This window comes from Vibrio harveyi, from assembly GCF_030060435.1.
Taxonomy (GTDB): Bacteria; Pseudomonadota; Gammaproteobacteria; order Enterobacterales; family Vibrionaceae; genus Vibrio; species Vibrio harveyi.
This window is the reverse complement of the sequence record NZ_CP125875.1, coordinates 1102640-1128607: the sequence shown is the minus strand read 5'-3', so window position 1 is coordinate 1128607 and position 25968 is coordinate 1102640. Positions and strand designations below refer to the sequence as shown.

At 44.3% G+C, this 25968-nt stretch carries 29 protein-coding genes; 15 read left to right on the top strand and 14 right to left on the bottom strand.

The genetic code is table 11. The annotated features are described in order from the left end of the window. Nucleotides 1–134 precede the first annotated feature (134 nt). The 12 genes from QMY49_RS05885 to QMY49_RS05830 form a co-directional block, all read right to left on the bottom strand. Nucleotides 135–491 carry a hypothetical protein gene (locus QMY49_RS05885; RefSeq protein WP_017190311.1) on the bottom strand — a complete coding sequence of 119 codons (357 nt, stop codon included), beginning with the start codon at nucleotides 489–491 and terminating at the stop codon, nucleotides 135–137. Between the two features lie 53 nt (nucleotides 492–544). Beyond that, a complete protein-coding gene (locus QMY49_RS05880) occupies nucleotides 545–1066 on the bottom strand; it encodes a hypothetical protein (RefSeq protein ID WP_188015067.1) in 522 nt (173 codons plus the stop codon). Between the two features lie 58 nt (nucleotides 1067–1124). Next, nucleotides 1125–2306 (bottom strand): hypothetical protein, encoded by a 1182-nt coding sequence (locus QMY49_RS05875; protein ID WP_283313373.1) that lies wholly within the window; start codon nucleotides 2304–2306, stop codon nucleotides 1125–1127. A gap of 246 nt (nucleotides 2307–2552) precedes the next feature. After that, on the bottom strand, nucleotides 2553–3320 hold the full coding sequence (gene btuD, locus QMY49_RS05870) for a vitamin B12 ABC transporter ATP-binding protein BtuD (RefSeq protein ID WP_080654225.1): 768 nt from the start codon (nucleotides 3318–3320) through the stop codon (nucleotides 2553–2555). Next, nucleotides 3307–4302: a vitamin B12 ABC transporter permease BtuC gene (btuC, locus tag QMY49_RS05865; RefSeq protein WP_009697375.1), complete on the bottom strand. Its 996-nt coding sequence runs from the start codon at nucleotides 4300–4302 to the stop codon at nucleotides 3307–3309. The genes btuD and btuC overlap by 14 nt, the downstream gene beginning before the upstream one ends. A gap of 102 nt (nucleotides 4303–4404) precedes the next feature. Then, nucleotides 4405–5433 carry a succinylglutamate desuccinylase gene (locus QMY49_RS05860; protein WP_038897593.1) on the bottom strand — a complete coding sequence of 343 codons (1029 nt, stop codon included), beginning with the start codon at nucleotides 5431–5433 and terminating at the stop codon, nucleotides 4405–4407. Nucleotides 5434–5671: 238 nt separating this feature from the next. Further along, the gene (locus QMY49_RS05855; protein ID WP_212581529.1) at nucleotides 5672–7471 is read right to left on the bottom strand and encodes a M3 family oligoendopeptidase; all 1800 of its coding nucleotides are present in this window, start codon (nucleotides 7469–7471) and stop codon (nucleotides 5672–5674) included. A gap of 82 nt (nucleotides 7472–7553) precedes the next feature. Continuing rightward, on the bottom strand, nucleotides 7554–8168 hold the full coding sequence (gene cobC, locus QMY49_RS05850; RefSeq protein WP_283313367.1) for an alpha-ribazole phosphatase: 615 nt from the start codon (nucleotides 8166–8168) through the stop codon (nucleotides 7554–7556). Beyond that, on the bottom strand, nucleotides 8165–8713 hold the full coding sequence (cobU, locus tag QMY49_RS05845) for a bifunctional adenosylcobinamide kinase/adenosylcobinamide-phosphate guanylyltransferase (RefSeq protein WP_283313366.1): 549 nt from the start codon (nucleotides 8711–8713) through the stop codon (nucleotides 8165–8167). The genes cobC and cobU overlap by 4 nt, the downstream gene beginning before the upstream one ends. Beyond that, the gene (locus QMY49_RS05840) at nucleotides 8710–9516 is read right to left on the bottom strand and encodes an adenosylcobinamide-GDP ribazoletransferase (RefSeq protein ID WP_283313364.1); all 807 of its coding nucleotides are present in this window, start codon (nucleotides 9514–9516) and stop codon (nucleotides 8710–8712) included. The genes cobU and QMY49_RS05840 overlap by 4 nt, the downstream gene beginning before the upstream one ends. Beyond that, nucleotides 9516–10559, bottom strand: a complete 1044-nt coding sequence (gene cobT / locus QMY49_RS05835) for a nicotinate-nucleotide--dimethylbenzimidazole phosphoribosyltransferase (protein WP_283313360.1) — start codon at nucleotides 10557–10559, stop codon at nucleotides 9516–9518. The genes QMY49_RS05840 and cobT overlap by 1 nt, the downstream gene beginning before the upstream one ends. Nucleotides 10560–10578: 19 nt before the next feature. Next, nucleotides 10579–11190, bottom strand: coding sequence for a flavin reductase family protein (locus tag QMY49_RS05830; RefSeq protein ID WP_274878972.1), 612 nt, complete (start codon nucleotides 11188–11190; stop codon nucleotides 10579–10581). Nucleotides 11191–11925: 735 nt separating this feature from the next. Between QMY49_RS05830 and QMY49_RS05825 the strand changes: the two genes are divergently transcribed. From QMY49_RS05825 to purT, 8 genes are all read left to right on the top strand, one after another. Next, nucleotides 11926–12621 (top strand): NAD(P)H-binding protein, encoded by a 696-nt coding sequence (locus QMY49_RS05825; protein ID WP_017818004.1) that lies wholly within the window; start codon nucleotides 11926–11928, stop codon nucleotides 12619–12621. A gap of 194 nt (nucleotides 12622–12815) precedes the next feature. Next, complete coding sequence (locus QMY49_RS05820; RefSeq protein ID WP_029791108.1) at nucleotides 12816–14189, top strand: L-cystine transporter; 1374 nt, start codon at nucleotides 12816–12818, stop codon at nucleotides 14187–14189. Between the two features lie 221 nt (nucleotides 14190–14410). Next, nucleotides 14411–15091, top strand: a complete 681-nt coding sequence (locus QMY49_RS05815; protein ID WP_005445535.1) for a DUF1826 domain-containing protein — start codon at nucleotides 14411–14413, stop codon at nucleotides 15089–15091. A 161-nt stretch (nucleotides 15092–15252) separates the two neighbouring features. Further along, nucleotides 15253–16674, top strand: coding sequence for an exodeoxyribonuclease I (sbcB, locus tag QMY49_RS05810; protein WP_005445536.1), 1422 nt, complete (start codon nucleotides 15253–15255; stop codon nucleotides 16672–16674). Nucleotides 16675–16732: 58 nt separating this feature from the next. Beyond that, the gene (locus QMY49_RS05805) at nucleotides 16733–17107 is read left to right on the top strand and encodes a CidA/LrgA family protein (protein WP_005445537.1); all 375 of its coding nucleotides are present in this window, start codon (nucleotides 16733–16735) and stop codon (nucleotides 17105–17107) included. Nucleotide 17108: 1 nt separating this feature from the next. Then, nucleotides 17109–17786: an LrgB family protein gene (locus tag QMY49_RS05800; protein WP_005445538.1), complete on the top strand. Its 678-nt coding sequence runs from the start codon at nucleotides 17109–17111 to the stop codon at nucleotides 17784–17786. 255 nt (nucleotides 17787–18041) lie between these two features. Then, the gene (gene cdd, locus QMY49_RS05795; protein WP_005445539.1) at nucleotides 18042–18929 is read left to right on the top strand and encodes a cytidine deaminase; all 888 of its coding nucleotides are present in this window, start codon (nucleotides 18042–18044) and stop codon (nucleotides 18927–18929) included. A 148-nt stretch (nucleotides 18930–19077) separates the two neighbouring features. Next, nucleotides 19078–20253 (top strand): formate-dependent phosphoribosylglycinamide formyltransferase, encoded by a 1176-nt coding sequence (purT, locus tag QMY49_RS05790; RefSeq protein ID WP_283313354.1) that lies wholly within the window; start codon nucleotides 19078–19080, stop codon nucleotides 20251–20253. A 76-nt stretch (nucleotides 20254–20329) separates the two neighbouring features. Here purT and QMY49_RS05785 read toward each other — a convergent pair whose 3' ends face one another. After that, nucleotides 20330–20980, bottom strand: a complete 651-nt coding sequence (locus tag QMY49_RS05785) for a thiopurine S-methyltransferase (protein WP_029791116.1) — start codon at nucleotides 20978–20980, stop codon at nucleotides 20330–20332. A gap of 336 nt (nucleotides 20981–21316) precedes the next feature. On the opposite strand from QMY49_RS05785, the gene QMY49_RS05780 reads away from it, so the two are divergent. Continuing rightward, on the top strand, nucleotides 21317–22090 hold the full coding sequence (locus QMY49_RS05780) for a nucleotidyltransferase family protein (RefSeq protein WP_005445543.1): 774 nt from the start codon (nucleotides 21317–21319) through the stop codon (nucleotides 22088–22090). Between the two features lie 143 nt (nucleotides 22091–22233). Here QMY49_RS05780 and ihfA read toward each other — a convergent pair whose 3' ends face one another. Next, nucleotides 22234–22530: an integration host factor subunit alpha gene (ihfA, locus tag QMY49_RS05775; protein ID WP_005445544.1), complete on the bottom strand. Its 297-nt coding sequence runs from the start codon at nucleotides 22528–22530 to the stop codon at nucleotides 22234–22236. Nucleotides 22531–23056: 526 nt separating this feature from the next. On the opposite strand from ihfA, the gene QMY49_RS05770 reads away from it, so the two are divergent. The 6 genes from QMY49_RS05770 to QMY49_RS05745 all read left to right on the top strand — a co-directional run bounded on the left by QMY49_RS05770 (nucleotide 23057) and on the right by QMY49_RS05745 (nucleotide 25923). Further along, nucleotides 23057–23935, top strand: coding sequence for an AEC family transporter (locus QMY49_RS05770; protein WP_283313350.1), 879 nt, complete (start codon nucleotides 23057–23059; stop codon nucleotides 23933–23935). Between the two features lie 182 nt (nucleotides 23936–24117). Beyond that, nucleotides 24118–24357 carry a hypothetical protein gene (locus QMY49_RS05765; RefSeq protein ID WP_047517048.1) on the top strand — a complete coding sequence of 80 codons (240 nt, stop codon included), beginning with the start codon at nucleotides 24118–24120 and terminating at the stop codon, nucleotides 24355–24357. A 21-nt stretch (nucleotides 24358–24378) separates the two neighbouring features. After that, nucleotides 24379–24801, top strand: a complete 423-nt coding sequence (locus tag QMY49_RS05760) for a hypothetical protein (protein ID WP_017817999.1) — start codon at nucleotides 24379–24381, stop codon at nucleotides 24799–24801. A 152-nt stretch (nucleotides 24802–24953) separates the two neighbouring features. Continuing rightward, nucleotides 24954–25214, top strand: a complete 261-nt coding sequence (locus QMY49_RS05755; protein WP_005445548.1) for a hypothetical protein — start codon at nucleotides 24954–24956, stop codon at nucleotides 25212–25214. Continuing rightward, nucleotides 25214–25597: a hypothetical protein gene (locus tag QMY49_RS05750; RefSeq protein ID WP_017190329.1), complete on the top strand. Its 384-nt coding sequence runs from the start codon at nucleotides 25214–25216 to the stop codon at nucleotides 25595–25597. Before QMY49_RS05755 ends, QMY49_RS05750 begins: the two co-directional genes overlap by 1 nt. After that, a complete protein-coding gene (locus QMY49_RS05745; RefSeq protein WP_283313343.1) occupies nucleotides 25588–25923 on the top strand; it encodes a hypothetical protein in 336 nt (111 codons plus the stop codon). The genes QMY49_RS05750 and QMY49_RS05745 overlap by 10 nt, the downstream gene beginning before the upstream one ends. Nucleotides 25924–25968: the final 45 nt, after the last annotated feature.

Genomic DNA, 25968 nt, shown 5'->3' with positions numbered 1-25968 from the left:
TTCTTCTTGTTCTATGCCATTTCAAAGCTCGCATAAACCTCTTTTAGGTTTCGTTATTGTGCTTGCCTGTTTATCTTGATCCAGCTTTTCTTCCGTTTTAACCAAAACTCTAAAATAAGAAAAGGTCTCTTATCTTAATCACGCTCCGAAACGCGGCTCAGTTTTTTCAAAAAAGCAGGGTCGCTTTCTAAAGTAAAACACTTCACAAGTAGAGGCGACGTCTCTTTCTTATACTGAATCTGGGGCTCATAGTTACGAACTAATTCATTAACTTCAACGAATTTATCTGCGGGAATATGGCTCATCTGTACAATACCTGCCGAGATGCTTCTTATATCTTTTAAATCATAATTTTTGTATGAAAAATACTGATATAAACAATTTGCTTGTGCAAATTGAAGCAACGGTTGTTCGACTTTGGGTGAGAGCCCTCTCTCCGCTTGCACTGAAAATGCCAACCCTAAACTTAGTAAAGCAATGAGTCTTATCACTCTTCCTCCTTGTATATTCGTAAAGGCGCAACAAGAGCTGTGTCCTACATGATTTAGTGAATATCCCGTATTTCAATGTGACTTAATCTATTGATAAGTTGGGATGCCATCAAAGTTAACTTTCCTTCGTTAGCTTCAGAAATCGACCTGAGCGACTGCATTACATCGACTCTTAACGTTTCAAGTCCCGCTTTGTCGTTAGTGTCATAGGCGGTAAATGCCATTCCTTCCAACTCATCAAGCCAATTGTCGAATGATAGAGGCTGTTTCGAAAGTAACAATAAGGTGGTGTAAGGGTCCGCAATTAATGCCTTCAGAATAAATGGGGACACCTCCCCAGAAAGCGCTCCATCACGACGTTTCCAGATTTCAGTTAAAGTGAAGATGGTTGGTACTAATGTAGATGGGTTACTATCTTTAAGCGTGGTTTCGATCGTTTGATGGTTATCTATCATCCAGTTAAGTAAAAGATGTATCTCTGAGCTTTTAGCTGGTGATACCGTCGGATAAAGAAGAAAAGCAAAGAGTAATAACCTACTTTTAATCACTGTGGCTAAGCTGACATTAATATGCACCCCCTTACATTATTACCATCTAGTTTTTCGTATAACTTGTTTTCTAAGAGCTGCACTTTTATGTCTTGCTTAACATCTTCAGTGCAAACCTACCTCGCTCGGAGACAGAGTTTGATTTATCTGCTGAAAATCCCTGTGCGTATCTCTTTGCCTTACTACCAAGAGACTCTAACTCTCGAATAAGGAACTCAGCTGCAACTCTGCGAACAATAGGAGAAGCGTCGTGTGCTGAGCGGTTTAATAACTCGGCAGATGAAAGGGAGACACTAATCTGCCGTTCGTAGACGATGGGCTTGAACTGCCCTTCACAGTAACGAATATCTGTCCAAACCCACTCTCGACCATGAGTCCATGTAAGCCGTTTTTCGAAAAGAGCACGAAAAGCCTTGGCTCTTATACAAGGTTGAATAGCACTCTTCGCGATGTTAGTTAGATGCGTATCTAAAATGTTGGTCCGACTTAACTGAGAAAATAACGAGGGCATGGGACCGCAAGAAGAGTTCATCAATTTGGCGACAATAACGTTTGCTACCTGGGGTCTGCTTATTATATTCAGCAATACTTGCTTTTCCGTCTCATCGATTCTTCCCCAAGAGTTCCAATGAACAAGGACTACGCTTGTCGCATTTGCAACGTCTTGAGGATCACTGTGCTTTGCTATCTTCGCTAATTGCTCTTTGGCGGCTTGGCGAACTTGAGGTGCCCAATCATTAAGTCTGCGTAGCGCCATACAAAGAAAAAATGCATTAGGCGCACCACCACACAACGTTCTGAGCGTATTCTCTCGTTTGCGTCCATCAGCACTAATTAAATCCAACCAAGTGCACATTTGTGAAGCGTGTTTCGTGTCTGATACCACTTTTGAAAACTGTGAGCGAATAAGCCTCTCCCAATAATCAAAGTTTGCTAGTGGTAAATTATCAGTCACACAAACCAGCTCTGTCATGTCTGCGATTACCTTCCCCCGAGCATTCAATGACATAGCGAAGTTGTTGACCGCAGCCATGACCTCAAATTTCTTACCTGGGAGCCAGTGTTCGAAGCGACCTGCCAGCTCCCCAACTGGTTCACCATCAAATTTAAAAGGTATTTGGTTTCGTTTTCGTAGGTCTTCAGTCTTTTCCGTTAAACGGGCTGATTCTAAATTGGGTTCGTCCATTGAGTTATAGTTCACATGACCATTAAATGAATATGGTTTGAAAGTACCTTTGTTTTGATGTCTTTCATCTTTATGTTTCACTATCAACTTTATAGGCAATTGAGATCAGCCTTCAAATAAGAAATGGCTTAGAAGCGTATAAAAATGGAATCGCTCGAAATATCACTGCAACTGCTAAAATAATCACTTGCACGAAAAGAGTGTTAGAGAAAACGGCTAATTGCAGCTTAGTATTGGCATTGAACATCACAGTCTTACAACCAGATTGACACTTTTTAGCGTGCTCTGTTTGATGTCAACACGGCGGTTTTTAGCTGCGAATTCAAGTTAATCAAAAATCAAATAGGGTCTATCTTCCAATACGACTTTACGAACTTGAGTTTGGAAAACTTCTGCCAAGCCCTCTTCCGTGAGTACTTCATCTGCATGACCTAAAGAATGCAATACGCCGTTATTGAGCAGCAAGACTTTATCAGCGTGTTTAAGCGTTCGGTTTAAGTCGTGGTTTGCGACCAACACCCCAATCCCCTGCGCAGCGACGGCATTAATGAGCTGATATAGCAGTCCTTCTTGGGCAATATCCAGCGGCGCTGCGGGTTCATCCAAAATCAATAGCTGAGAGTAAGGGTTAATTGTGCGCCACACTTGCAAACACACTCCGGCTAAACGGACACGCTGCCATTCACCGCCGGATAATGTCTGAATACTTCGATGAAGCTTGTCTTGCAGTTGTACTAGCTCAATAACAATATTAACGGCATCTCGTACTTTCGCGTCGCTGATATTGGCACCCGTTGGCAATGAAAGTGCTAAGTATTGAAAGACATCAACATTGAATGCAGGTCTTGATTGCTGACACAAATACCCACGGATATGCGCTTGTTCTGAAAGTGGCATTGTGAGCAGGTCGTTATTATCGACAAGTACTTCCCCACTCACGCCTTCACGCTGAGTTAAAGTGCCAGATATCGCGCCAAGTAATGTACTCTTTCCTGAGCCGTTTGGACCCACGACATGGACAACCTCACCCGGCTTACATTCAAAGGAGAGCGGTAGCAGTCGACTTCCCACTGCGATGTGCTTAACGTGCATCATGACTTTTCACCAGCATCCAAATGAAGATAGGTGCGCCGATAGAAGTGGTCATCACTCCCAGCGGCAGCTCAGCGGAATCGAGCAACAAACGCGCGCCGATATCAGCAAACACCAATAAGGCTGCGCCAGATATTGCCGACAGAGGCAACAAGTAACGGTTTTCTGTACCAAACGCTAATCGAAGCAGATGCGGCACGACTAAGCCCACAAAGCTAATGATCCCCCCCAATGCAACGGAACCACCAACGAGAATGGAAATTGCCAAAATGAGTTTCCAGCGCATCTGATGAACATCAATACCTAGTTGAGTGGCATGGATTTCCCCAAGCATCAACTTATCAAGCGGTTTGCCCTTGCAACAGAGCCAAATCAATACAGGTAGCATGACCAAAGTAACGGTGTGCTGATACCAACTTGCCCCACCAATGCTGCCCATTAGCCAATACATTAACTGACGTAGGCTCAAGTCATCGCTAAAGTAGAATGCCCACGTCACAATGGCGCTCGACAAAATACCCAGTGCAACGCCGACGAGCAGCAGCCTTGCAGTAGTGAGATGCATTGCCCTTGCGATACCAACCAATATGACGGTAAACAGCATCGAACCGGCAATGGCAGCCAACATAAAGATCATCGGAGAAGGTAAAACCGGCAAGGCAAACATGACGAGCACCATTGCCAAGCTCGCGCCACCGGAGATCCCGAGAACGCCGGGTTCGGCTAATACGTTGCCAAGCAGAACTTGTAAGGTAGCACCAGAGACCGCCAATGCTGCCCCGATAATGGCGGCAGAAACCAAACGTGGCAGACGTAGATCCAACAAGAGTTTTTGTTCAAATGCAGAGAGAGACTGAAAAGGAGAAAGGAATACCTCTCCGACCATCAAGTGGATAGCAGAGAGCAGCACGAGAATCACTGACATGATCAAAAGATTGCGTTGCCAGCGTCGTTCCTTGTTCAGGATAAGTTGTTGAAAATCCATAGTAGCCGATAAATACAAACGAGGCTTAACCTTACAGTTAAGCCTCGGTAAATTGCAAATGTGTTCTTATGCTTTATTCGCCGAAATTAAAGCGATATGGCATTAATCGTAGACTAACTCGCCATCTTCGTAACGCGTTTTCACTTCACACACCATTAATGCTGCGCGTTGACCTATCGCGACGTGGCGATTTGGGAAAACAACGGCTTCGTTATCGTTCTTCGCCATCAGCGGTTTGTCACCATCGTGACCAAACACTTCGCCGTGAACGAATGATGTGAAGTTCTCGACGTTGTCATCAAACATAAAGTCGAAATCTTCGTGCAAACGCACAATCGTACGACTAACACGGTACTTGATACATGGTTTAGACAAGTGCTCCGCTTTCGCCTCTGCAATTAGGTTACGCAGTGACAAATCGAACGCAGTCAGTTTGTCTAAGTCGTTTTCACCAATGCGAGCCACTCGACCAAGCTCCATCGTCAAAGCTTGAGCGCCGTAGTTCTCTGCACTGAACCAGCTGAATGTACTGGTTGGTGAGTTAGACAGTAGCACTGCTTCAATATGTGCACTGTCGAGAAAATCAATCAAAGCTTTGCTACGAACAGGATGACGCGTTTTCGGACTCACAGCAAAGGTGTAGTGCTTCGAATCACGGATCGCACAGTGCAAATCTAAGTGCCAGCGTGTTTCCGCTGCCGTATCTTGATAGAAATCTCTCACTAACAATTTGAGAGTGTCAGCAATCGCAAGCTCTTTGGTTGGCTCGTGCTCTTTCTCATCAAACAGTCGATTAAGGTTTTCTTCTAAAAATCGCGTGTGCGCCAGAGTAGATTCTGGGTGAGCGATAATGAATAAGCATCGAGACTCGACTTTCTGGAAGCCGGATTCGATGTCTTTGATAATTGAATCCACCAGCTCCATCGGTGCGGTTTCATCCCCGTGGACACCACAAGAGATGATGACGTTCTTGGTTTCCTGAGTGTATTCATCAGGAATCACTTCTAGCACACCACGCTGATAGAGTTTAAGTTTTACACCATTAGACAGCACCTGCTCCGCTGGCGCGACATCAATATGAACATCTAACGTGTCAGTTAAAAACGATTGGCGAAAGAGAGACTTCGTCATGCGTTACTCCTTAATAGCACGGCGGGTATGTTAATAAATTGTACAAAGGATTTTTGTTGTTGCGATCCCACTTATGAGTAGAAGCCACCAAATTTATTTAAAATCCCATACCTTTTCGCGCCATGCACTCAAATCAAGCATTGAGGCGTTTATTTTTTAAACAATTACAAAGTGTTAGGGCTGTGAACTTTACCACAGCCCTAAAGAAGATCATTATGATTTGATCAACTTTTAGCGTTTATTCACCACGTTGTGCGAGTAAACGTTCAAATTCGTCTACTTTGTCACGAACTAGTTCAACACTCTGCTGCCAGAATTCTGGTTGCGTCAGATCCATTGAAAGATGCTTTTCGACAACCTCTTCAGCCATCATGTTGCCAGTGTCGCGCAATAGATCTACATAATCATCGTAGAAGCGCTCCCCTTTAGCATCACGTTGAGCGTAGATACCTTTACTGAACAAGAAACCGAACAGATATGGGTAGTTGTAGAAGCTCACCCCAGAAATTGAGAAGTGCAGTTTGCTCGCCCAGAAATAAGGGTCAGCTTCGCTCATCACATCGCCATACCAATCTTTCCATGTTTCTGACATCAGCTCACAGAAGTCATCTGCTGTCAGTTCGCCCTCTTGGCGACGCTCGTAGAAGGCTTTTTCGAATTCGTAACGAACTGGAATATTGATCATCAGCGCCAACGCCGAAGAAAGCTCTTCCCACAGCATTTCGAGCTTATCATCCACACTTTCTGCTTTTGAAATCAGGTGATCACGAACGATGTTTTCAGCGAAAATCGAGGCGGTTTCTGCCAACGTCATTGGGTAGTACGTTTGGCAAAGCGGCAAGTCACGAATCACCCAGTTGTGGAAGGCATGACCAAGCTCATGAGCAAGCGTCATCAGGTCTGAGCGGCTACCACTCCAAGTCATAAACACAAGCGGCGTACGCGTCGCCGGCAGCTTAGTACAGTATGCGCCAAGACGTTTATTGGCATTAGGCGCGGCATCAATCCAGCCGTTTTGTACCATCATGCGGACAAACTCTGACATATCTGGGTTCACGGTTTCGAACGCTTCACAAATGACGTCGATTGCTTCATCAAATGGATAAACTTTCGCTTCGCCACTCAAAGCAGGCATCGCAGCAAGATGATTCCATGGTTTCATCTCATCCAAACCATGGACCTTCGCCATTAGCAAACCGGCTTTTTGACCAATCTCACGGCTGTCTTTAGCGACTTTCATCATGGCATCCAACGTTTCGGCTTTGATTCGGCTGCCATGCAAGCTTGGATCAAGGAAATGGACATCACGTTTGGTAGAACGCTTTTTGTTCTCTGTTAAACGCCAACCTGAAAGCGCGTTAAGGATAGAAGCAAAAGACTCTTGGTGTGTCGCCATCGCTTTTTGAACACCACGCCACGCAGCTTCTTGGCGATCAAATTCAGAGCCGTAAAGAATGCTTGCTGCTTGCGAGAAGCCAAGCTCTTCGCTTTCACCATCAGCGTAGTCAAGCTTCACTTTCAAAGAGCCCGTAAGGTTGTTGTATAACTTACCCCACGCAGATTTTCCATCCACGCTCATTGCCGCTAATAGCTTTTCTTCTTCGGTGCTTAAGCGTGTGTCAGCCAGTTTGCGAGAGTTTAGGATTGAAAACGCCTGACCACTGATGTCTGGATTTTCATGATCCAAAACGCGAGTAATGAACTCTTCATCAGCATGAGTCAATTTAAGCTCAAAGGCACTGTAAGCTTGAGAAAGCTCAGAGAAAATACGCGTCATACGACCCAGCAATGCTTTCGCCTCTGCATTTGTCGCATCCACTGACGCGTAACAGTTAGCGAAGTTAGCAATCGTGCCAGCCAAACGGCTTGCCGCCTCACTGGTTAAGATTGCGTTCTGCATCACTTCTACAGAGTTACAATCGGCAGACTGTTTATTGAGTAAGTCAATGCATTGCTCTACAAGGGCAATGTCATCTTGAATTCGTGGGTCAGCGAGATCGTTATAAACGATGGATAAATCCCAGCTAGGAGCGGTCATTTATGGTTCCTTTTGATGTAATCGAGCCAGCTCTTTTCTCTCTTAAACTCGGTAGAGATCCAAGCGTTGGCTACTTCCGTGACTAATTTTCAAATAGTGGTACGCCTATCGAACGAACTGAGGCGTAAATCTGATCATCGATGGTAATTGTTATATGTGTTACTGACGCATTTCCTATCGCTAATGTCGAATACCATCGCGGATTGCGCCAATCTACACCCAATACATGGGCAAGAATCATTCTAATTACGCCACCATGCGTGACAATTAGCAAGTTGTCATTGATATCGTTGATGATTTGAGACCAAGCACAAGTTACACGATGAGAGAAATCATCCAAGCTCTCAGCATTCGGTAAGGTGTGTTGTGCCGGTGCTTTCCAAAATGCATCGAGCTTATTCCAGTGCTCAGAAAGCATGTCAAATGGGATGCCGTCGAAATCACCAAAATCCAATTCTTGAAGTTGTGGTTCCACACTTAAAGGCAAAAGTTGCTGCTCAGCAAGTATCTCAGCAAGATCGTGACAACGTGACAAAGGAGAGCTGATGATCCCTTCTACTTCTCGACCCGCCTGTTGCCAGGCTTGCGCAATTTTGCGTTGCTCAGCTTCATCGACTTTTAAATCGGCTTGTCCGTGTAAACCTGGGGCTGCGTTCACTTTCCCGTGTCGCAGTAAGTAGATATTCAACGTTTTCATCTCTTCCCTTCCTGTGGTTTGAGCTCAAGCGGCAAGCCCGCAGCGACAAACGTGACTCGCTCACACATGGTCGCCAGTTTTTGATTCATCCGTCCCGCATTATCAACAAAATAACGACTGACGGCGCCGAGCGGCACAATGCCCATACCGACTTCGTTAGAGACAAAAATCAGCGTCGCGTCAGATTGTGCTGCCGCATTCACCAACCGCTCAATTTTTTCCTCTAACCGCTCATTACAGCAGTCATCACCGAGTTCAAAGATCCAGTTGTTGAGCCAAAGCGTAAGGCAATCAACTAACACGACATCTTGAGACGAAAACTCACAAATGAGCTCAGGCAAGTTAAGCGGACATTCATGTTCAATCCACCCGGTCCCTCGCTGCAGTTTATGGTGAGCAATGCGCTGCTTCATTTCATCATCAAAAGGCAATGCCGTCGCCACATAGTGAAGCGTTCCGTTTTTATTTTGTGCCCATTGTTGCGCCCTGCTCTCTGCTAAGCTCGATTTTCCTGAGCGCGCACCACCTAGAATAAGTTGCTTCATAATGAATGACTAAATGCGATAAGAGTGAGATAAACAAGTAACTCTGCAAGCTGCTGCGCGGCACCAAGGCAATCGCCAGTAAATCCGCCGATACGTTTGGTCAGCCAGCGTTTAAAACCCACACGAAACAGTGCCAATACCAGTACAATCACAGCTGCCTGAGTCACACCCAGTAACAACGCTACAACCCCACCAGTTAAGAGCAGTATCGCGACTTCTAAGCTCGATTGCTTATTCGCTAACGGTTTACTTTTCGAGGTATCCGCGTCACTAACGTAAGGCATGTCATATATGAGAGTGGCAGCCAACGCTCGGCTCACGGTAAACGCCACGACGATCATCAGCCAAAACTGAGGCTCATTGGCTAACTCGCTCCAAAATACAAACTTCGCTAACAGCGCCATCACTAGCGTTGCCGCTCCGTACGTCCCGATGCGGCTGTCTTTCATGATGGTTAAGCGGCGCTCTAACGTCATACCACCGCCAATGCCATCCGCCATATCCGTTAATCCGTCCTCATGAAAAGCGCCGGTAAGCAACAGGCTAAATGCCATGGTTAACACGATGGCAACTGAGTTTGGGAACAACAGGCTCGCCAGTGAAAACGCAGCCGCGCACAGTAGCCCAAGCACCACACCGACCAAAGCAAAGTATCGCCCTGCTTGGTTCATGCGCTTTTCACTGTAAGGTAAATCTGCGGGCACAGGTATACGGCTAAAAAAGCTAATTGCGAGTAAGAAAAGCTCACTCTGATAGCGCAAAGAACGAGTCTCTGAAGTGTGGGTATTCTCAGAAGCAGACACTAAACCGTCACTCCCGCACTCTCAAAACTTGCCATGTTGTTGTAAAACTGAGCCGCCGCTTTTACCAGTGGCAAAGCAAGCGCCGCTCCGGTTCCTTCACCTAAACGCAAACCAAGATCCAAGAGAGGCTCCGCTTGCAAACATTCCAGCACAAACTTGTGCCCATTCTCTTCTGAGTTATGAGCAAACAGCATGTAATCTCGCGTCTCTTCATCCAATAAAGTCGCGACGTAAGCGGCAACAGAGACGATAAATCCATCGACCAAGACTGGCGTTTTGTGGCGTTTCGCTTCTAAGAATGCGCCAACCATTTGCACGATTTCAAACCCACCGACTTGAGCCAGTGCTCCTTTGGTGTCAAGGTCACGACAGCGATTCACGCCTTGTGCGACTAGCTTGATTTTGCGGTTTAGTTGCTCTTGAGTAATGCCCGTACCATAGCCAACACAATGGTCGACTTCCAATGGACTCAACGCTGTTAACAATGCCGATGCCGAACTGGTATTGCCAATCCCCATTTCACCAAACATCAACAAGTTCGAACCATTAAGAATCGCCTGCTGCGCGACTTTGGCACCATATTCCAAACCCAATGCAACTTGCTCTAACGACATCGCCGTTTGTTTAGCAAAGTTTGCCGTGCCATTTCCCAGACGTTTCTCAATCAAGTTGGGATGATGTTTAAAGTCAGGAACTAAGGTATCGATCGGTGACAACATGCCACAATCAATGACCTTAAAGTCAATTTGGTTGAGATCGCAGAAACAATTAATGGCGGCGCCACCAGCGAGAAAATTCGCCACCATTTGCTGAGTCACAGCGCTTGGCGCAATGCTCACCCCTTCTTCGGCGATACCGTGATCACCAGCGAATACCAACATGGTTGGTTTGCGAATTACTATTGTTTCAACCGCTTGAGGCTTATCTTGGCTTTGAATTAACGCCAGTTCTAGCGCCACTTTTTCGAGCAAACCAAGAGCGCCTAATGGTTTGGTTTTGTTATCAATGCGAGCTTGAATTTCTGAGGCAAAAGAGCGATCCATGATGATGGTTCCTTATTCTTTATTTTGGTCGAGCAACAGAGAACGTCTTTTCTAGCGTGGCGTACTCATTTCCACCAAGCCTTGCTAATGGGTCAACCGCTAGAGAGTCGACTTTTAAACGATCACCTTCCATGGATATGACCCGCTCATCGACATAAATGTGTTCAATCTCTGCAAAGATTAAACTTTGCGGTGTCTCCCCCATCTCTATCACTTCATGCAACTTACAGCCGAATGCAATTGGCGCGCCTTCTAAGCGCGGTAATTCGAAACCCTGGAAATCAACCGTCTCAAGTTGAGTAGTCTCCAGTTCAGATTCCCCATGTTCTAATGTGGCAGAAGATAAAGTGACTTTATCCGCGAGATCGCTGGGTGCAATATGGATAACCAACTTACCGGTTTCTAATGCATTTCGCGTGGTGTCCTTGATGTCCCCATTGGGCTTTTTTCCCACAGAAATCATCAATAAAGGTGGACGGCTAGAGACCGCAGTAAAGTAGGAAAATGGCGCTAAGTTGAAGTTTTGCTCACCTGAGTCTGTGAGCACCCAAGCGATTGGGCGAGGAATGACAGTTTGGGTCATCAAATGGTACACCTGCGTTGGCGCAAGCGTACTGAGATCTATGTTCATACGACGTCCTTGGTCTTAGAAAACCGCGAGAGAAATGAGACTCCCGACAAATTGAGAGAACAAGTGTACCCCTCTCCCGTGCAATTTCATCTGATTTTCTCTTTTTGACAGCGCTTTTTGTCAATTCGACAGTCATATTGATAAAAATATTATTTCAACCTGCTCATTTAGCGATAGAAGAAAAACAAAGTCGAGCAATGAAACCACATATGTAAACAAGAGAACCTTTCTTTTAAGAGGCAAGACCGAAAGTCAGCCCACCTATCGAAACAGGTCTATATAACTGAATAATAAATAATTTTAATTTCCATTCGTCGATTTAAAATGATTTTTTGTTCCTTATAGGGTTGTTAGATTAGTTCCGATTTACCCACAACATTCCAATATTGGCACGAGTGATGCTATTTAGATCTTGTCCCCGACAATAAAGAGTGAGAAATCATGTTTGCCAATCAAAGTCGTCGCCCTGCTAAGAAAGGCAAGCCCAACAAACAACGCCCACCGCGGCAATCCATACCCTTATCATTCTCCTAGGAAAAAAGACCCGTTCGTCCCGCGGGTCTTTTTATTTGCAGGTATTTTATTCACTTAGCTTTCTATATCCAAGTAACCTCGAGATGCTAGGTTCACCGAGTTCGATTGATTAAATGTCATACATTAGCTACCTGACTGCAGCTTCGTGGAAGAAATGCGCTACAATAGCCTAAGCACTTGTTCTTAAACAGGAAGGATACAATGGGCAACGATTCAAACGCATGTGTGATTATTGCAGGTGGTACAGGTCTTGTAGGGAAAGAAGTCATGGCTAAACTTGTCTCACAGCCTAGCATCGAAACGCTATATTCTCTCTCCCGCCGAACGATCACTGGTATCGAGGATCCAAATAACAAAATTGTCCCATTGTTAGACGCGGCGCTCACAATCCACGATTGGGACGATCAGCAACCGATTCCACGCGTCGGTTTTATTTGTCTCGGCACCACATTAAAACAAGCTGGCAGCAAAGATGCTCTGCGAAAGATCGACGTCGAATTGGTATGTAAAGTTGCTCAACAAATGAAAATGATCGGTGTAAAACGCATCGCTGTGGTTTCGAGTCTAGGCGCAAAAGCGTCTTCTTCATCCCATTATCTAGCTTGCAAAGGACATATGGAAAAAAATATCGAGAGGATGGGCTTTGAAGAAGTGGTGTTCGCAAGGCCCGGACCTCTGGTCGGACAGCGAGAAAATCCTCGTACGGATGAAAAGGTTGTTCAGACACTTTCTAAGGTAATTCGTCCGCTTATGCTTGGTAAATTGGCGAACTTTGTACCCGTTCATGCTCAAGACGTAGCCAAAGCGATGATTTATCAAGTTTTCAGCTATCAAGAAGAAAAAGTCATTTATTTGCATAGAAAGGATATGCTTGATCTCATTAGGCACTATGATTGAAAAATTTCGCCTAAATATTACGCTAAATCAGTCATCAACGAGAGTCGAGTCGCATTTTTATATTCATTTTAGATCTATCTAATACCTGTTTATCATTTTTAAAGTTATATCCCACTCGGTATCTTACCCAACCAGTATATAGCTCCGTATAAAATTTAATCAGCACTTCTTATGCCGATTACTAAGGTAAGATTATGAATTTCGCAGTGGTTGCTTCTCTGGCGGTGTTTATCGCCATATTAATGTTCCTTTTTAACCAACAACAAAAACAAAACACACTCTCGCGTTTGGTTTTAATTGGCTTGGTTACGGGCTCTCTTTTCGGTCTTGGACTGCAACTTATCCATGGCGAAGGCAGCGATGTCATTGGACAAACACTTGAATGGGTCGGCATAGTCGGCAGCGGTTATGTTGGTCTCCTTAAAATGGTGATTATGCCTTTGGTATTGATTTCCATGATTTCCGCCGTTGTAAAGCTAGAGAAAGGCGGTTCGCTGGGTAAGATCTCTGGTCTAACGATTTCTGTTTTGCTGGTAACAACAGCCATTGCTGCCATGATCGGTATTCTTGTTACGACTACATTTGGTTTGTCTGCCGCTGGATTAACTGAAGGTGCACGTGAAACGGCTCGTATTGCCGTATTAGAGAGTCGAGTAGGATCAGTAAGCGACCTAACGATTCCTCAGATGTTAGTAAGCTTTATTCCAACTAACCCGTTTGCCGATCTTACAGGGGCTCGTTCTACATCGATCATTGCTGTGGTTATCTTTGGTGTTTTAGTCGGTATCGCTGCACGTAAAGTGATGGCAGAAAAAGAAGAGTTGGAATCTCCAATTCGTACTTTTGTGGAAGCGGCACAATCCGTGGTTATGCGCCTGGTTAAGATGATCATGGCATTAACGCCTTATGGTATTGCTGCCCTTATGGCGAAAGTGGTTGCAACATCAAGTGCTGCCGACATTTTTAATTTGCTTGGCTTTATTGTTGCGTCTTACGTTGCAATTGCACTGATGTTCCTTGTTCATGGTCTACTTGTTTCTTTTGTCGGCGTTAGCCCTGCTGAGTACTTTAAAAAGATTTGGCCAGTACTGACATTTGCATTCACGTCACGCAGTTCAGCGGCAACGATTCCACTTAACGTTGAAGCACAAATCACCAAGCTAAACGTACCACCAGCAATTGCGAACTTGTCAGCGTCTTTCGGTGCCACTATCGGTCAGAACGGCTGTGCAGGTATCTACCCAGCAATGCTTGCGGTAATGGTAGCGCCAACAATGGGTATCGATCCTCTAGACATCAACTTTATTCTGTCACTGATTGCCATCATCACGATTAGCTCATTTGGTATTGCCGGTGTCGGCGGCGGCGCAACCTTTGCTGCCCTGATTGTACTGCCTGCGATGGGCTTGCCTGTGACAATCGCAGCGCTACTGATCTCTATCGAGCCACTAATTGATATGGCGCGAACTGCACTTAATGTCTCTGGAGCAATGACTGCAGGTACCATTACCAGCCGATTGTTGAAATCCACCAACGACAATGGACAGTTAGAAGAACAAAAAGCGTAGCTGTTCTCGAAAAATAACTCTCAGTTTGAGCCGATGGTTTCTCCATCGGCTTTTTTGTATTTAAGCGCACCAAAGTGAAGAGTCATCCCCTTCCTATCTTCTCCAATTAATGCCTTACTCCCTACTCGCTAACTGTCTAAACTGATTTATCGAGAAGTATTGTTATGATATAACATTTCACAAATATCAAAATGAACACAGATAACATCGGAGGTAATGTCATGAGTTCAACTTTAATCGAGTCCACTTCAACTGAGGCTCTTGAATGCACACTTCGAGCGCCGTGTTTCAGTTCAGGAGAAGAGCCAACTGTGTTAGCGAACATCTATCAAGAAGACATCAATATCGCAATCTGGCGGCGACAATTCGATCAACCGCTTGCCGATGCCACGAATCGGTTCATCACCTCCCACCCTAACTTCAATAAATCGCTGAATGTATCTCCTGAAAATGCTTATGAAGTACTGCAATACGCAACCGATGGGCAGGCGCCCGATGTGTTGTTGAGAAATATCGTGGAGTTAGTCGACATGTTTTGCTATTTGTTTGAGTTAGAAGACGCAGGACTGCGCCTAGCGACACTCAATAGCGCGATGTGTCCCCGTTTTCACGTTGATCAAGTCCCCTGCCGCCTAGTCACTACCTACCAAGGCATTGCGACTCAATGGATTGCTAATGACGTACTTGATCGCTCAAAGCTCGGTCGCGGTAGTCATGGGCTTTCGGATGCAGAATCCGGCTTATACAGAGCAGAATCAGACATCAGGCACCTTTCTGTTGGTGACGTTGCACTGCTAAAAGGTGAGCGTTGGATCGGAAATGAAAACAAAGGGCTGGTTCATCGCTCGCCTAGTATCCAATCGAATCAAGCTCGTTTGTTGCTCACCCTTGATTTTGGCTAATAAAAATCAGCGATTGTCCAAGCATTAACCAAATAAAAAACTTCAAGCCGAAAGTGACACTTCGGCTTTTCCATTTTCACAACATCACCTTGCATCTTTCGTTGCGAGTCAAGGCGTTGAATGGTCTAATACTCCTATCGGTTCCGTAAACGGTAAGCAGAATGCACCAAGACAATCAGCCCACTTTTTTCTTTTTCGATTACGAGACTTGGGGAACAAGTCCAGCCAAAGACCGCCCAAGCCAGTTTGCTGGCGTTCGCACTGATGAAAACTTCAATATCATTGGTGAACCTTTGGTGATGTACTGTCGTCCACCTGCTGATTACCTTCCTTCGCCAGAAGCAGCTTTGATCACTGGTATTACACCACAAAAAGCAATGCAAGAAGGCTTACCTGAACCTGAGTTTATCGCCAAAATTCATGCCGAATTGTCTAAACCAAAGACGACTAGCCTTGGCTACAACAGCATACGTTTTGATGATGAAGTCACTCGTTACACTTGCTACCGAAACTTCATCGACCCATACGCATGGAGCTGGCAAAACGGCAACTCACGATGGGATTTGCTTGACGTGATGCGAGCATGTCATGCCCTGCGTCCTGAAGGCGTAGAATGGCCAGAGAACGATGAAGGCTTTACAAGCTTCAAGCTAGAGCATTTATCCGTAGCGAATGGCATTGAACACAGCAATGCTCACGATGCGATGGCCGACGTGATTGCCACGATTGAAATGGCGAAGAAAGTTAAAGCCGCCCAACCTAAGCTATTTGACTACTTTTTCTCGATGCGTAACAAGCGCAAACTCAATGAGCTGGTTGATATTGTCAATATGACTCCGTTGATGCATGTATCAGGCATGCTTGGGCGTGAATGCCAATACACAAGCTGGATTGTGCCTGTGGCTTGGCACCCAACCAACAATAACGCTGTTATCACGATTGATTTAGCCAAAGATCCTCAGCCGATCCTTGAACTTTCAGCGGAAGAACTGAAAGAACGCTTGTACACCAAGCGTGACGAATTGGGCGACTTACTGCCTGTACCAGTGAAGCTAGTGCATCTGAACAAGTGCCCTATTCTCGCTCCAGCAAAAACATTAACCGCGGAAAATGCGGAAGTCATTGGTATTGACCGCCAACAATGTTTAAACAATTTAGCGTTGTTGCGCCAACACCCAGAGATCCGAGAGAAGCTGATTAGTCTATTCTCTATAGAACGTGAATTCGAAAAGAGTAATGACGTTGATACGCAGCTTTACGATGGTTTTTTCTCGCCTGCTGATCGCGCTGCTATGGACATCATTCGTGAAACCGATCCGAATAACTTAGCCGCACTGGACATTGAATTCGATGATAAACGAATCAAGCCATTGCTTTTCCGTTACCGTGCTCGCCATTATGCAGGCACATTAGATGAACAAGAACAAAGACGCTGGGCACAACATTGTCGTGAAGTTTTCGAAAGTCAGATTGAAGAGTACATGATGAATTTGGAAAACTTAGTTCACGAACATGAAAGTGACGAAAAGAAGATAGCAATATTAAAATCCGTCTATCGTTATGTAGAGAGCCTAGCCTCCTAATTTCTTACCTTGTTCAAGCGCACCTTCGGGTGTGCTTGTTGTTTTATATGCTGTCAAAATGATAAAAGATCGATTACTACAGCTGATCCATTTGCTCATCTCCCTCGCACTCATCATGGGAGCACTTGGTATCGGCAACACCATTCAAAAATTCATTGGCATTTCTGTTCCAGGAAGTGTCATCGGCATGCTTGTGCTGTTTTTCTCAATGACCCTTGGCTTAGTCAAAGTGGAATGGGTTAAGCCAGGTGCAACCCTATTCATCCGCTATATGATCCTGCTATTCGTGCCTATCAGCGTGGGTCTGATGCAACACTTCGATATGCTACTGGCTAACGCACTGCCAATTATTGCGAGTGCAGTAGGCGGATCACTGATCGTATTGGTCAGCTTGGCATGGTTCTTAGATTACTTACTGAAGGAGAAGCACTAGTATGTGGTTACTTGTCACTATTGTGGTTTTCCTTGCCGCACGCCAAATCGCAATCAAGGTGAACAATCCGATTGCTAACCCGCTTTTGATCAGTATCGCGGTATTAATCCCGTTGCTAACCTTTTTGAAAGTGCCATTTGAAACATACTACGCTGACAACGAATACATCAGCTTTTTACTTCAACCCGCCGTTGTTGCGCTGGCATATCCACTTTATGAACAACTGCCTCAAATCAAAGCTAATTGGCGCATTATCACTCTGGCTTGCACGTTAGGTAGTGTTATGTCCATGCTTACCGCTACGCTCATTGCGGTGGCATTTAAAGCTGACATTAGCTTAATAGCCAGCTTGGTTGGTAAGTCTGTGACGACCCCTATCGCGATGGAAATCTCTAGCCACTTAGGCGGAGAAGCAGCTGTTGCGGCAATTTTAGTGCTTATTGTGGGTTTGTTTGGTGCCATCCTCGCGTACCCGATCTTCAATATCATTGGTATTAAGCATCCAATTGCGCGCGGTCTAACAATGGGTACTGTTTCTCACGCTCTCGGCACCGCAACATGTGCTGAGAAACAACCGGGAGACGCAGCGTTCTCATCTCTTGCATTGGTGCTTTGTGGCATCATCACCTCAATTCTCGCGCCAAGCTTCTTTGCTTTGGCGGTTTGGTTATACCAATAATAACCTCAATGACCTGCTTTGCTATCAAGTGAGCAGGTCATAATCTCCTCTAGAAAATTCGCAGTATGAATATACGTTGATATAGTTATTAGTGGGACAGAGATAACGTTAAATCTTAGTGAAATCGAATACATGTGTGAGCTCACTCTAATTATGTAACGTAAATTATCATTACACACATTAACGTGATCTAAAGCACAGAACATTTCCACCTTTCACATAGAATAACTGTCCATGCAATAACAAGGATTCAACATGAAAAGTCGCATTGAACAGGCGCTAGCAAGCGCTCCTGAAGCACTTTCAACACCTCTTGCTCCTATCGTCCTTTCTGACGATTTTGATGCCACTATTTCTGAGCAACAGTTTGAAGCGCTACTAAACGCTACCAATCTTTCTGATAAAGAGCTTCGTGTTGCTCTACTTCCTTTTGCCGCTGCGTTTTCTTACGCACCGATTTCTGAATTCTATGTAGGCGCGATTGTTCGTGGTCTATCTGGTCGCCTTTACTTCGGTGCGAACATGGAGTTTTTTGGTGTTCAGTTAGGTCAAACTGTTCATGCTGAACAATGCGCGATTAGCCATGCTTGGATGAAAGGCGAACGTGGTGTTAAAGATATCACCATTAACTACAGCCCTTGTGGTCACTGTCGTCAGTTCATGAATGAACTAACTACGGCGAAAGAATTAAAGATCCAATTGCCAGAGCGTGAAGAAAAATCGCTACACGACTATCTTCCTGAAGCATTCGGTCCTGCTGATCTTGGTATCCAGTCAGGTCTAATGGCAGAAGTGAAACACGAGTTTGCTTGCGATGACAACGACACTCTGATCCAAAAAGCAGTTACTGCTATGAACATCAGTCACGCTCCATACACTAACAACTTAAGTGGCATTGCTCTTGAGATGAATAGTGGTCGTGTATTCCAAGGTGCTTACGCAGAAAACGCAGCGTTCAACCCTAGCCTTCCGCCACTTCAGGTTGCCTTAATTCAAATCCTGATGGCAGGCGAGCAGTTTGAAGACATCAAAGCCGCAGCACTAGTGGAGAACTCACAGGGTAAGATCAGCCACCTAGCCGATACTCAATCAACACTAGAGGCACTGAACCCAGATATTCCAGTGAGTTTTGTTAACATTTAACTCACAATGCTCTTATGAGAGAGGCTCTGCATGACGCAGGGCCTTTTTTTATTGTTTAAAATCACACGCAAACGTTTGCTTCATTCGCAAAAATCAGTATGATCCCCTGCAAATTCGCTTCCACCACTTTATTTTGTAAGGGAACACTATGTTTGGTACTGCTACTAGCACTCATGCTACCCGCGTATTACTTCTGGGCTCTGGCGAGCTTGGTAAAGAAGTAGCAATTGAATGTCAACGTCTTGGTTTAGAAGTGATCGCGTGTGACCGTTATGCTGACGCACCAGCAATGCAAGTCGCTCATCGCAGCTACGTCATCGATATGCTTGATGGCAAAGCATTAGAAGAAATCATCAAGAAAGAGCAACCTGCTTATGTGGTTCCGGAAATTGAAGCTATCGCAACAGACAAATTAGTTGAGCTAGAAGAAAAAGGCGTGAACGTCGTTCCAACAGCGAAAGCAACTAAGTTGACTATGAACCGCGAGGGCATCCGTCGTCTTGCAGCTGAAGAGCTAAGCTTAACGACTTCTCCTTATCAGTTTGCAGATAACTTTGATAACTTTAAAGCGGCAGTTGAGCACGTTGGTATCCCTTGTGTAGTAAAACCTGTGATGAGTTCGTCTGGTAAAGGACAAAGCGTCATCAAAACAGAACAAGATGTGCAAACAGCGTGGGAGTACGCGCAAGAAGGCGGTCGTACTGGTGCCGGTCGTGTGATCGTCGAAGGCTTTATTGACTTCGACTATGAAATTACGCTGCTGACAGTACGAGCGAAAGATGGTGTCCATTTCTGCGCACCAATTGGACATCGTCAAGAAGATGGTGACTACCGAGAGTCGTGGCAACCACAAGCAATGTCAGATACTGCGATTAAAGCAGCAGAATACACAGCGGAGAAAGTCGTAAATGCGCTCGGTGGTTACGGCATCTTCGGTGTAGAGCTGTTCGTGAAAGGTGATAAAGTAATTTTCAACGAAGTTTCACCTCGTCCACACGACACTGGCATGGTAACTATGATTTCTCAGGAAATGTCTGAGTTTGCTCTGCATGTTCGTGCGTTCACTGGCATGCCAATCAACAGTATCATTCAATACGGCCCGTCCGCGTCAGCTGTCATCCTAGGGCAAGGTACATCAACAGATATTCGCTTTGATAATCTTGCCAATGCCCTGGCTCAACCACAAACTCAAGTTCGTTTGTTTGGTAAGCCTGAAATCGATGGTCGCCGTCGTTTAGGCGTTGTTCTAACGCGTCGTAAGACTATCGAAGATTCGATTAAAGATGCAGTGAATAGCGCTTCTAAAGTACAGATCGTTTACTGATTTCACTAGTTCGCTCCAAGAAACAAAAAGCGCAGCCCAATTGGCTGCGCTTTTTATTTGTATAAACTCGGTTACCCTATTCACTTTCAATTAAATACACTTCTTCAGAGAAGTGACTCAGACCCTTTTTGGCAATTTTAGGGTGATTATCATCGGCTTGATCTACGTTTAAGCATGTGATCTTATAACCGGAAAATAACTGTTCAATCTCTTCTACAGGAACACTAAAAGGAGGTCCTGCCATCTCTTCTTGCGGGTAGTTCAACGTGACCAACAAGATACGACCGCCAGGATTCAGCAATTGCTTAACACGAGCAGCATATTCTGCTCGCATCTCTTTAGGAAGAGCCACTAACGCAGCACGATCGTAAATGATATCGGCTTTAGATACTGGGGCGGTAAAGAAATCACCCGTATAAATCGACAGCTCATCAAACTGATATAACTCGTGCATACCATTAACAGGCGTTACCGTTGGTGTGTAAAAATGCTCAGCAAAAAACGCTCTTACCGCAATTTGGCTTAGCTCAACGCCCTGAACTTCGTCGTGTTTGGTCGCTAACCAAATCAAATCCTCTGACTTACCACACAGAGGCACCAAAACTTTATCATCATGCTTTGCAGCCGTATGTTGCCAAAATGCAGGCAATAGTGGGTTCACGTCTTCTAGATGAAAACCAATTTGGTTACTGGCCCATTTATTGTGCCAAAATTCTTGATCTCTCATGATTCTTCTACTTGTCGGCTGATAGTGGATTCGAGCTTTGCGCTTCACTTTTGTGGGCTAAGACTAATGATTTTTTCAAATTTGTCTATGCCGTTCATCTTTGGTTAATACTGCAATGTTAGTATGGCTAACGTTCAAGAAGGAACCCTTCCTTGTTCTGATGGTCAGAATAAAGGAAAGCAAAATGGTGATCTAGAACACGATTCCACCATAAGGTTGAAAATCAACCTTGGAATCTATCGTAGAGACCCCATTAACTAGGTAGTACCTGATTTGCGAATCTTAGTGACCTTTTCGTTACCCATTTTCTAAGTGCAAGCAAGTTAAGGAGAGTGAATGAGCTTATTTCTACGTACTACGGCATTGATGCTATTAGTACTAAGCCGTGCGCCGGCTTTCGCCGCACTTCCAAATGTCCCGAGTAACGAGCAAGACCGTTCTGCTAGCCAAAACGAAGTTTGCTCAAAATTGTTTAAACATAGCCTTAGTGGTTTGTATGGCATTCAGTCAATCGACTCCAAACCAACACAGCCTTATTCAGATTTCGACGTACTTTACAGCAAAGCGCACCAAGCGCAGTTTGAGCTAGAAACCATCTGTAAGAGTACTGCCCTTCTCACTGACGCACAGCCTTATTTTGCTGGCGTTAAATCTCAGCACCGCGCCGAAGAGAAAATCGCCCACGAACTTGACGGTCAAGTAGAACGTATCACCGACTTAGCCCGTGCAACTATCGTTGCAAATGACGTAGCAAGCTTGGTGTCGGTATATGAAACGTTAGAGCGCGAAACAACCATTGTTAAAGTAAAAAACCGCTTTAAAAAACCAACGGCTTCTGGTTATCGTGATCTCAACTTGTTGGTCCGTTTACCAAAAACCAACCTAATTGCTGAAGTCCAATTGCATCTAAAAGCGATTGCTGATGTAAAAAGTGGTCCGGAGCATGATTTGTACGAGCAAATTCAGAAACTGGAACGTCAAGCTCTGGTTGAAGGTCGCAACCTAAATGATATCGAGATGGCATCAATTCGTAACATGCGTACTCAATCTAAAAACTTGTATCAAGAGGCTTGGCATCCTTACCTAACGACACACCTAGAAGCAGCCTAAACAAACAGTATTTTAGAAACTGACTCCCTGAATACTGAAAAACCACCGCAATTGCGGTGGTTTTTATTTGTTCTTTAGTCAGTAATGAAAGCCACAAACAAAAAGACCACGACAAAGCGTGGTCTCATTCCATGTTACATGGCTTACTGGTCGGTCTTTAGGTTCTCTACGCGAGCTTTCAACTTCTGACCCGGGCGGAACGTAACGACACGTCGAGCAGTAATAGGAATATCTTCACCAGTTTTCGGGTTACGACCAGGTCGTTCATTCTTGTCACGAAGGTCAAAGTTACCAAAACCTGACAGTTTTACCTGTTCGCCACTTTCTAGTGCCTTACGAATCTCTTCAAAGAACACTTCCACCGTTTCCTTGGCGTCCCGTTTACTAAATCCCAATTTATCAAACAGGTTTTCTGCAAGTTCGGCTTTTGTGAGCGCCATAAAACTTTCCTCAAAGCTATGTTAAACAATGCTACCTTAGTGTAGCGCCAGAGCAGTTTTACCCTACCAATTCAACAACATATCGGGGTTACATCAGGAAGTGTATGCCAAGCTTATGATTTTCGCCAACTTTTTTCTTTGCTAATATACGGAATGTTGCACCACGAAGATAGTTTACCCACCACCATTTCCAGATTTTCCTTTAATTCCCTCTCCAATGGCAAAAATATCCAGTTCAAATTACTAGTTTTAAAACTCAAAACAACATTAATCACTATTTAATAAAAATGTCAGATACTGGCTACTTTACAAACAATTGACACAAAACTTCTTACCTTTTCAGTAAGTTGAGTACGTTTGAAAATAGATCTGGTCGGTCCTATTTAGCAGACTTGTTATTCAGATATAGCGTGACACTAGGAGCATGAAAGCTTGAACAGCGACAAAATTCTATTGATTGCTCCATGACGGTTAACTGAAAGGTTGTTACTGTTTATCCCTGTTTTCACCACGCGAAAGAGTCGCCATGTTGCACCAAGTCATCAGTATCTTATTTCCCGTCTTTGTCTTGGTTTGCGTAGGTTACATAGTTGGTCGATGCCTCAAGCCCGATTTTCGCCCAATCAATCGCATCAATATGGATGTGTTTACTCCGGCACTGGTATTTTCTTCTCTTGTCGGTATGCCACTCAGCATGGGGCAAGTCCCCTTGCTACTAGCCGCGCTTATTGCTGTCGTAGTACCTGGCATTGTGATGGTTCCCATCGCGAAGTTTTGCGGATTATCATTCAAAGCATGGGCTCCACCACACATGTTTCGAAACAGCGGTAACTTAGCGATACCGCTGTTTACTTACACCTTCGGGGAAATCGCCCTTCCCTCCGCAGTATTGCTTTTTGTCGTTTCAGCATGCCTACATATAAGCCTTGGCGTCATGCTACTGAGTAATGGCAATCCGCTTAAACAAATCGTCAAAATGCCGATCTTCTTATCCGCTTTGCTCGCGTTGCTTATCAACATTTCTGGTATTGGTATTTGGTCTCCTCTTTTTGAAGCGACCACATTACTTGGGCAAGCCGCCGTCCCAGTTATGTTGTTATCATTGGGAGCACAAATGTGCCATTTAAGATGGGATGGTCTTCGAGTGGGTCTTTGGTGCACACTTCAATCACTCGGTACCGGAGCACTCGCCTTTGCCTTAATCTATACCTTGATACCATTGCCAATCATGCAATTACAGATGATGGTGTTGTTTACCATGTTGCCACCAGCTGTAATGAACTACTTGTTTGCTGAACGACTCAATATCGAACCTCTGAACGTTGCTTCCATGGTCTTGTTTGGCAACTTTTTAAGCATTATTACTCTACCGCTGCTACTAACGTTTGCTTTATCACTTGCTTGAACCATGCCTCCACATAATCCATCAACATCAAGCAACGTTTAACAAATCACAACGTAACGCTTCAAATTTGAAATCTAATTTTTAACAATAAATTCACCTTATCTAGCCTTTATACCTCGCTTTTTGAGTGTTTTATCTATTAGCCTGAACCCTCCGCAAATTTACAAAGGAGTTGTAATTTTATGGATAAGACATGCCGTGTGATTTTTCTCGGTGGTGCTCATCACTTAGAGGAAATCACAACAACACTCAACACAATCAAATTTACACCAACAGTGTGCTTTGGCGATGACGAATACGTTCTACTCCCAAAAGGAGTTGGTAATTCACCTAGATACTTCGTTTATGTGCACTCCACTTTGACAGATGAAGAACAAAATGAACTGATTCAATTAATCGAAATTCCGATGAAAAATAAATAGAGGCTTAATGGAGGACAGATAATGTACGAAGTTATTTTTATTGGCGGTGAGAGCCATGGTGAAAATATTTCCCTCAACTCTCTACCCTTAACGGTAGATAAAAATGGAGAAAAATATTCTTTATTTGGCTTAACAGACCCTAACTATGACAAACCTTACAAAATATACTGTACGAAGTATTCAATCGCAGAACGGTATATCCCTCAAATTGTTAAAGTCGAATTTATTGGTGGTCATTGGGATCGAGAATTTGAACACAGAATTCTGGGGTGGATACCTACAAGGGTGAACCGAACTCGTGAGGTCCTCGATAATCTAATAACCAATTCCTATGAATTAGTCACTCAGTTTTCCGACGGGAAGACCGTCCACGCATACGCCTCTGAAGATGTTCCAGAAGTATTTTTAAATGAAAGAATGCAAGCATTGCTCAAAGGAGATTGAAGCAAACTTTATCGCTGACATTGTTTATTTAACAAATTCGCAATCTAAATTTTACGGCTAAATTAACCATGTCTCTTTTTTGAGTCTCGCTTTTTGAGCAATTTATCGATTAGCCTAAAATCTCTCAACACTTGCAACGGAGTTGTAATTATATGGATAAAGAGTGCCTTGTAATTTTTCTAGGTGGCTATGAACACTTAGCAAAAGTTGTAACTACGCTTGATGCCATCAAATTCTCTTCAACAATAAAATTTGGCAATGATGAATATACCCTAATGCCAAATGGATATGGAAATACACCTCGAATCTTCTTTTATGTACACACTGAACTGAGTGAAGACATCATTAGAGAAATGAAAAATATGGTGAAACTTTCTATTGATAAAAAATGGTTTGAAATTGGTGGCGAATAATGGCGTTAGAAGTATTTATTGATATTTGTGGAGTCTCAACAACAACACGAGAGATAGACAGGGAATGGGTAACCGGACTCGTTAACAGAGCAAAAGACCGCAAATCTAAGGTATGGGTGTCTGTGATTGTCCGAGATTTGAAGCAAGATATTAACATTCGGCTTGCATGCGGTAATGCACCAAGAATAGCAACAACCACAAACAGCCCAAGACGAAAACCGCTAACCCAGCTCGAAAGTAAGCTGGCGGATCTCTGGTCTATGTTCCGGTGCGAAGGTGGGAACGTTAACGTTCAGGGCGTATGTGATTTTATCCGCTACCTCGAAGGGTGTCAGAGACGTGAGAGTGATGAAAAGCTAAAAAAGGATAAGCAGTGGCATTAATTATTTCCATTGATTGCTGTGGAGTAGTCATTGATTCATTAGAGAGCAACTCGAAAACCATAAACGCTATTGTGACGAAAGCTCAAGAACAAGGACAAAAAGTGTGGCTACGTATATGCCTAAAAGATGTATCGCAGAACATCGATATTGAACTTTGCTGTGGAGACCCGTCTAACTCTGTACCACCAGCAGCTAAAAGGGGCTCACTCATAGAGAAGAATATTAAAAAACTTTGGTTAGAACTTGGTTGCGCGGGTGAACAAGTGAATGCACAGAAGATCTCTGCATTTTTACTGTATTTTCAAAGCTATATTAATCAGTCCTAGAGAGTAGAACCTGCAAGCACGAACTACCTATCAAGTTAACGTTTA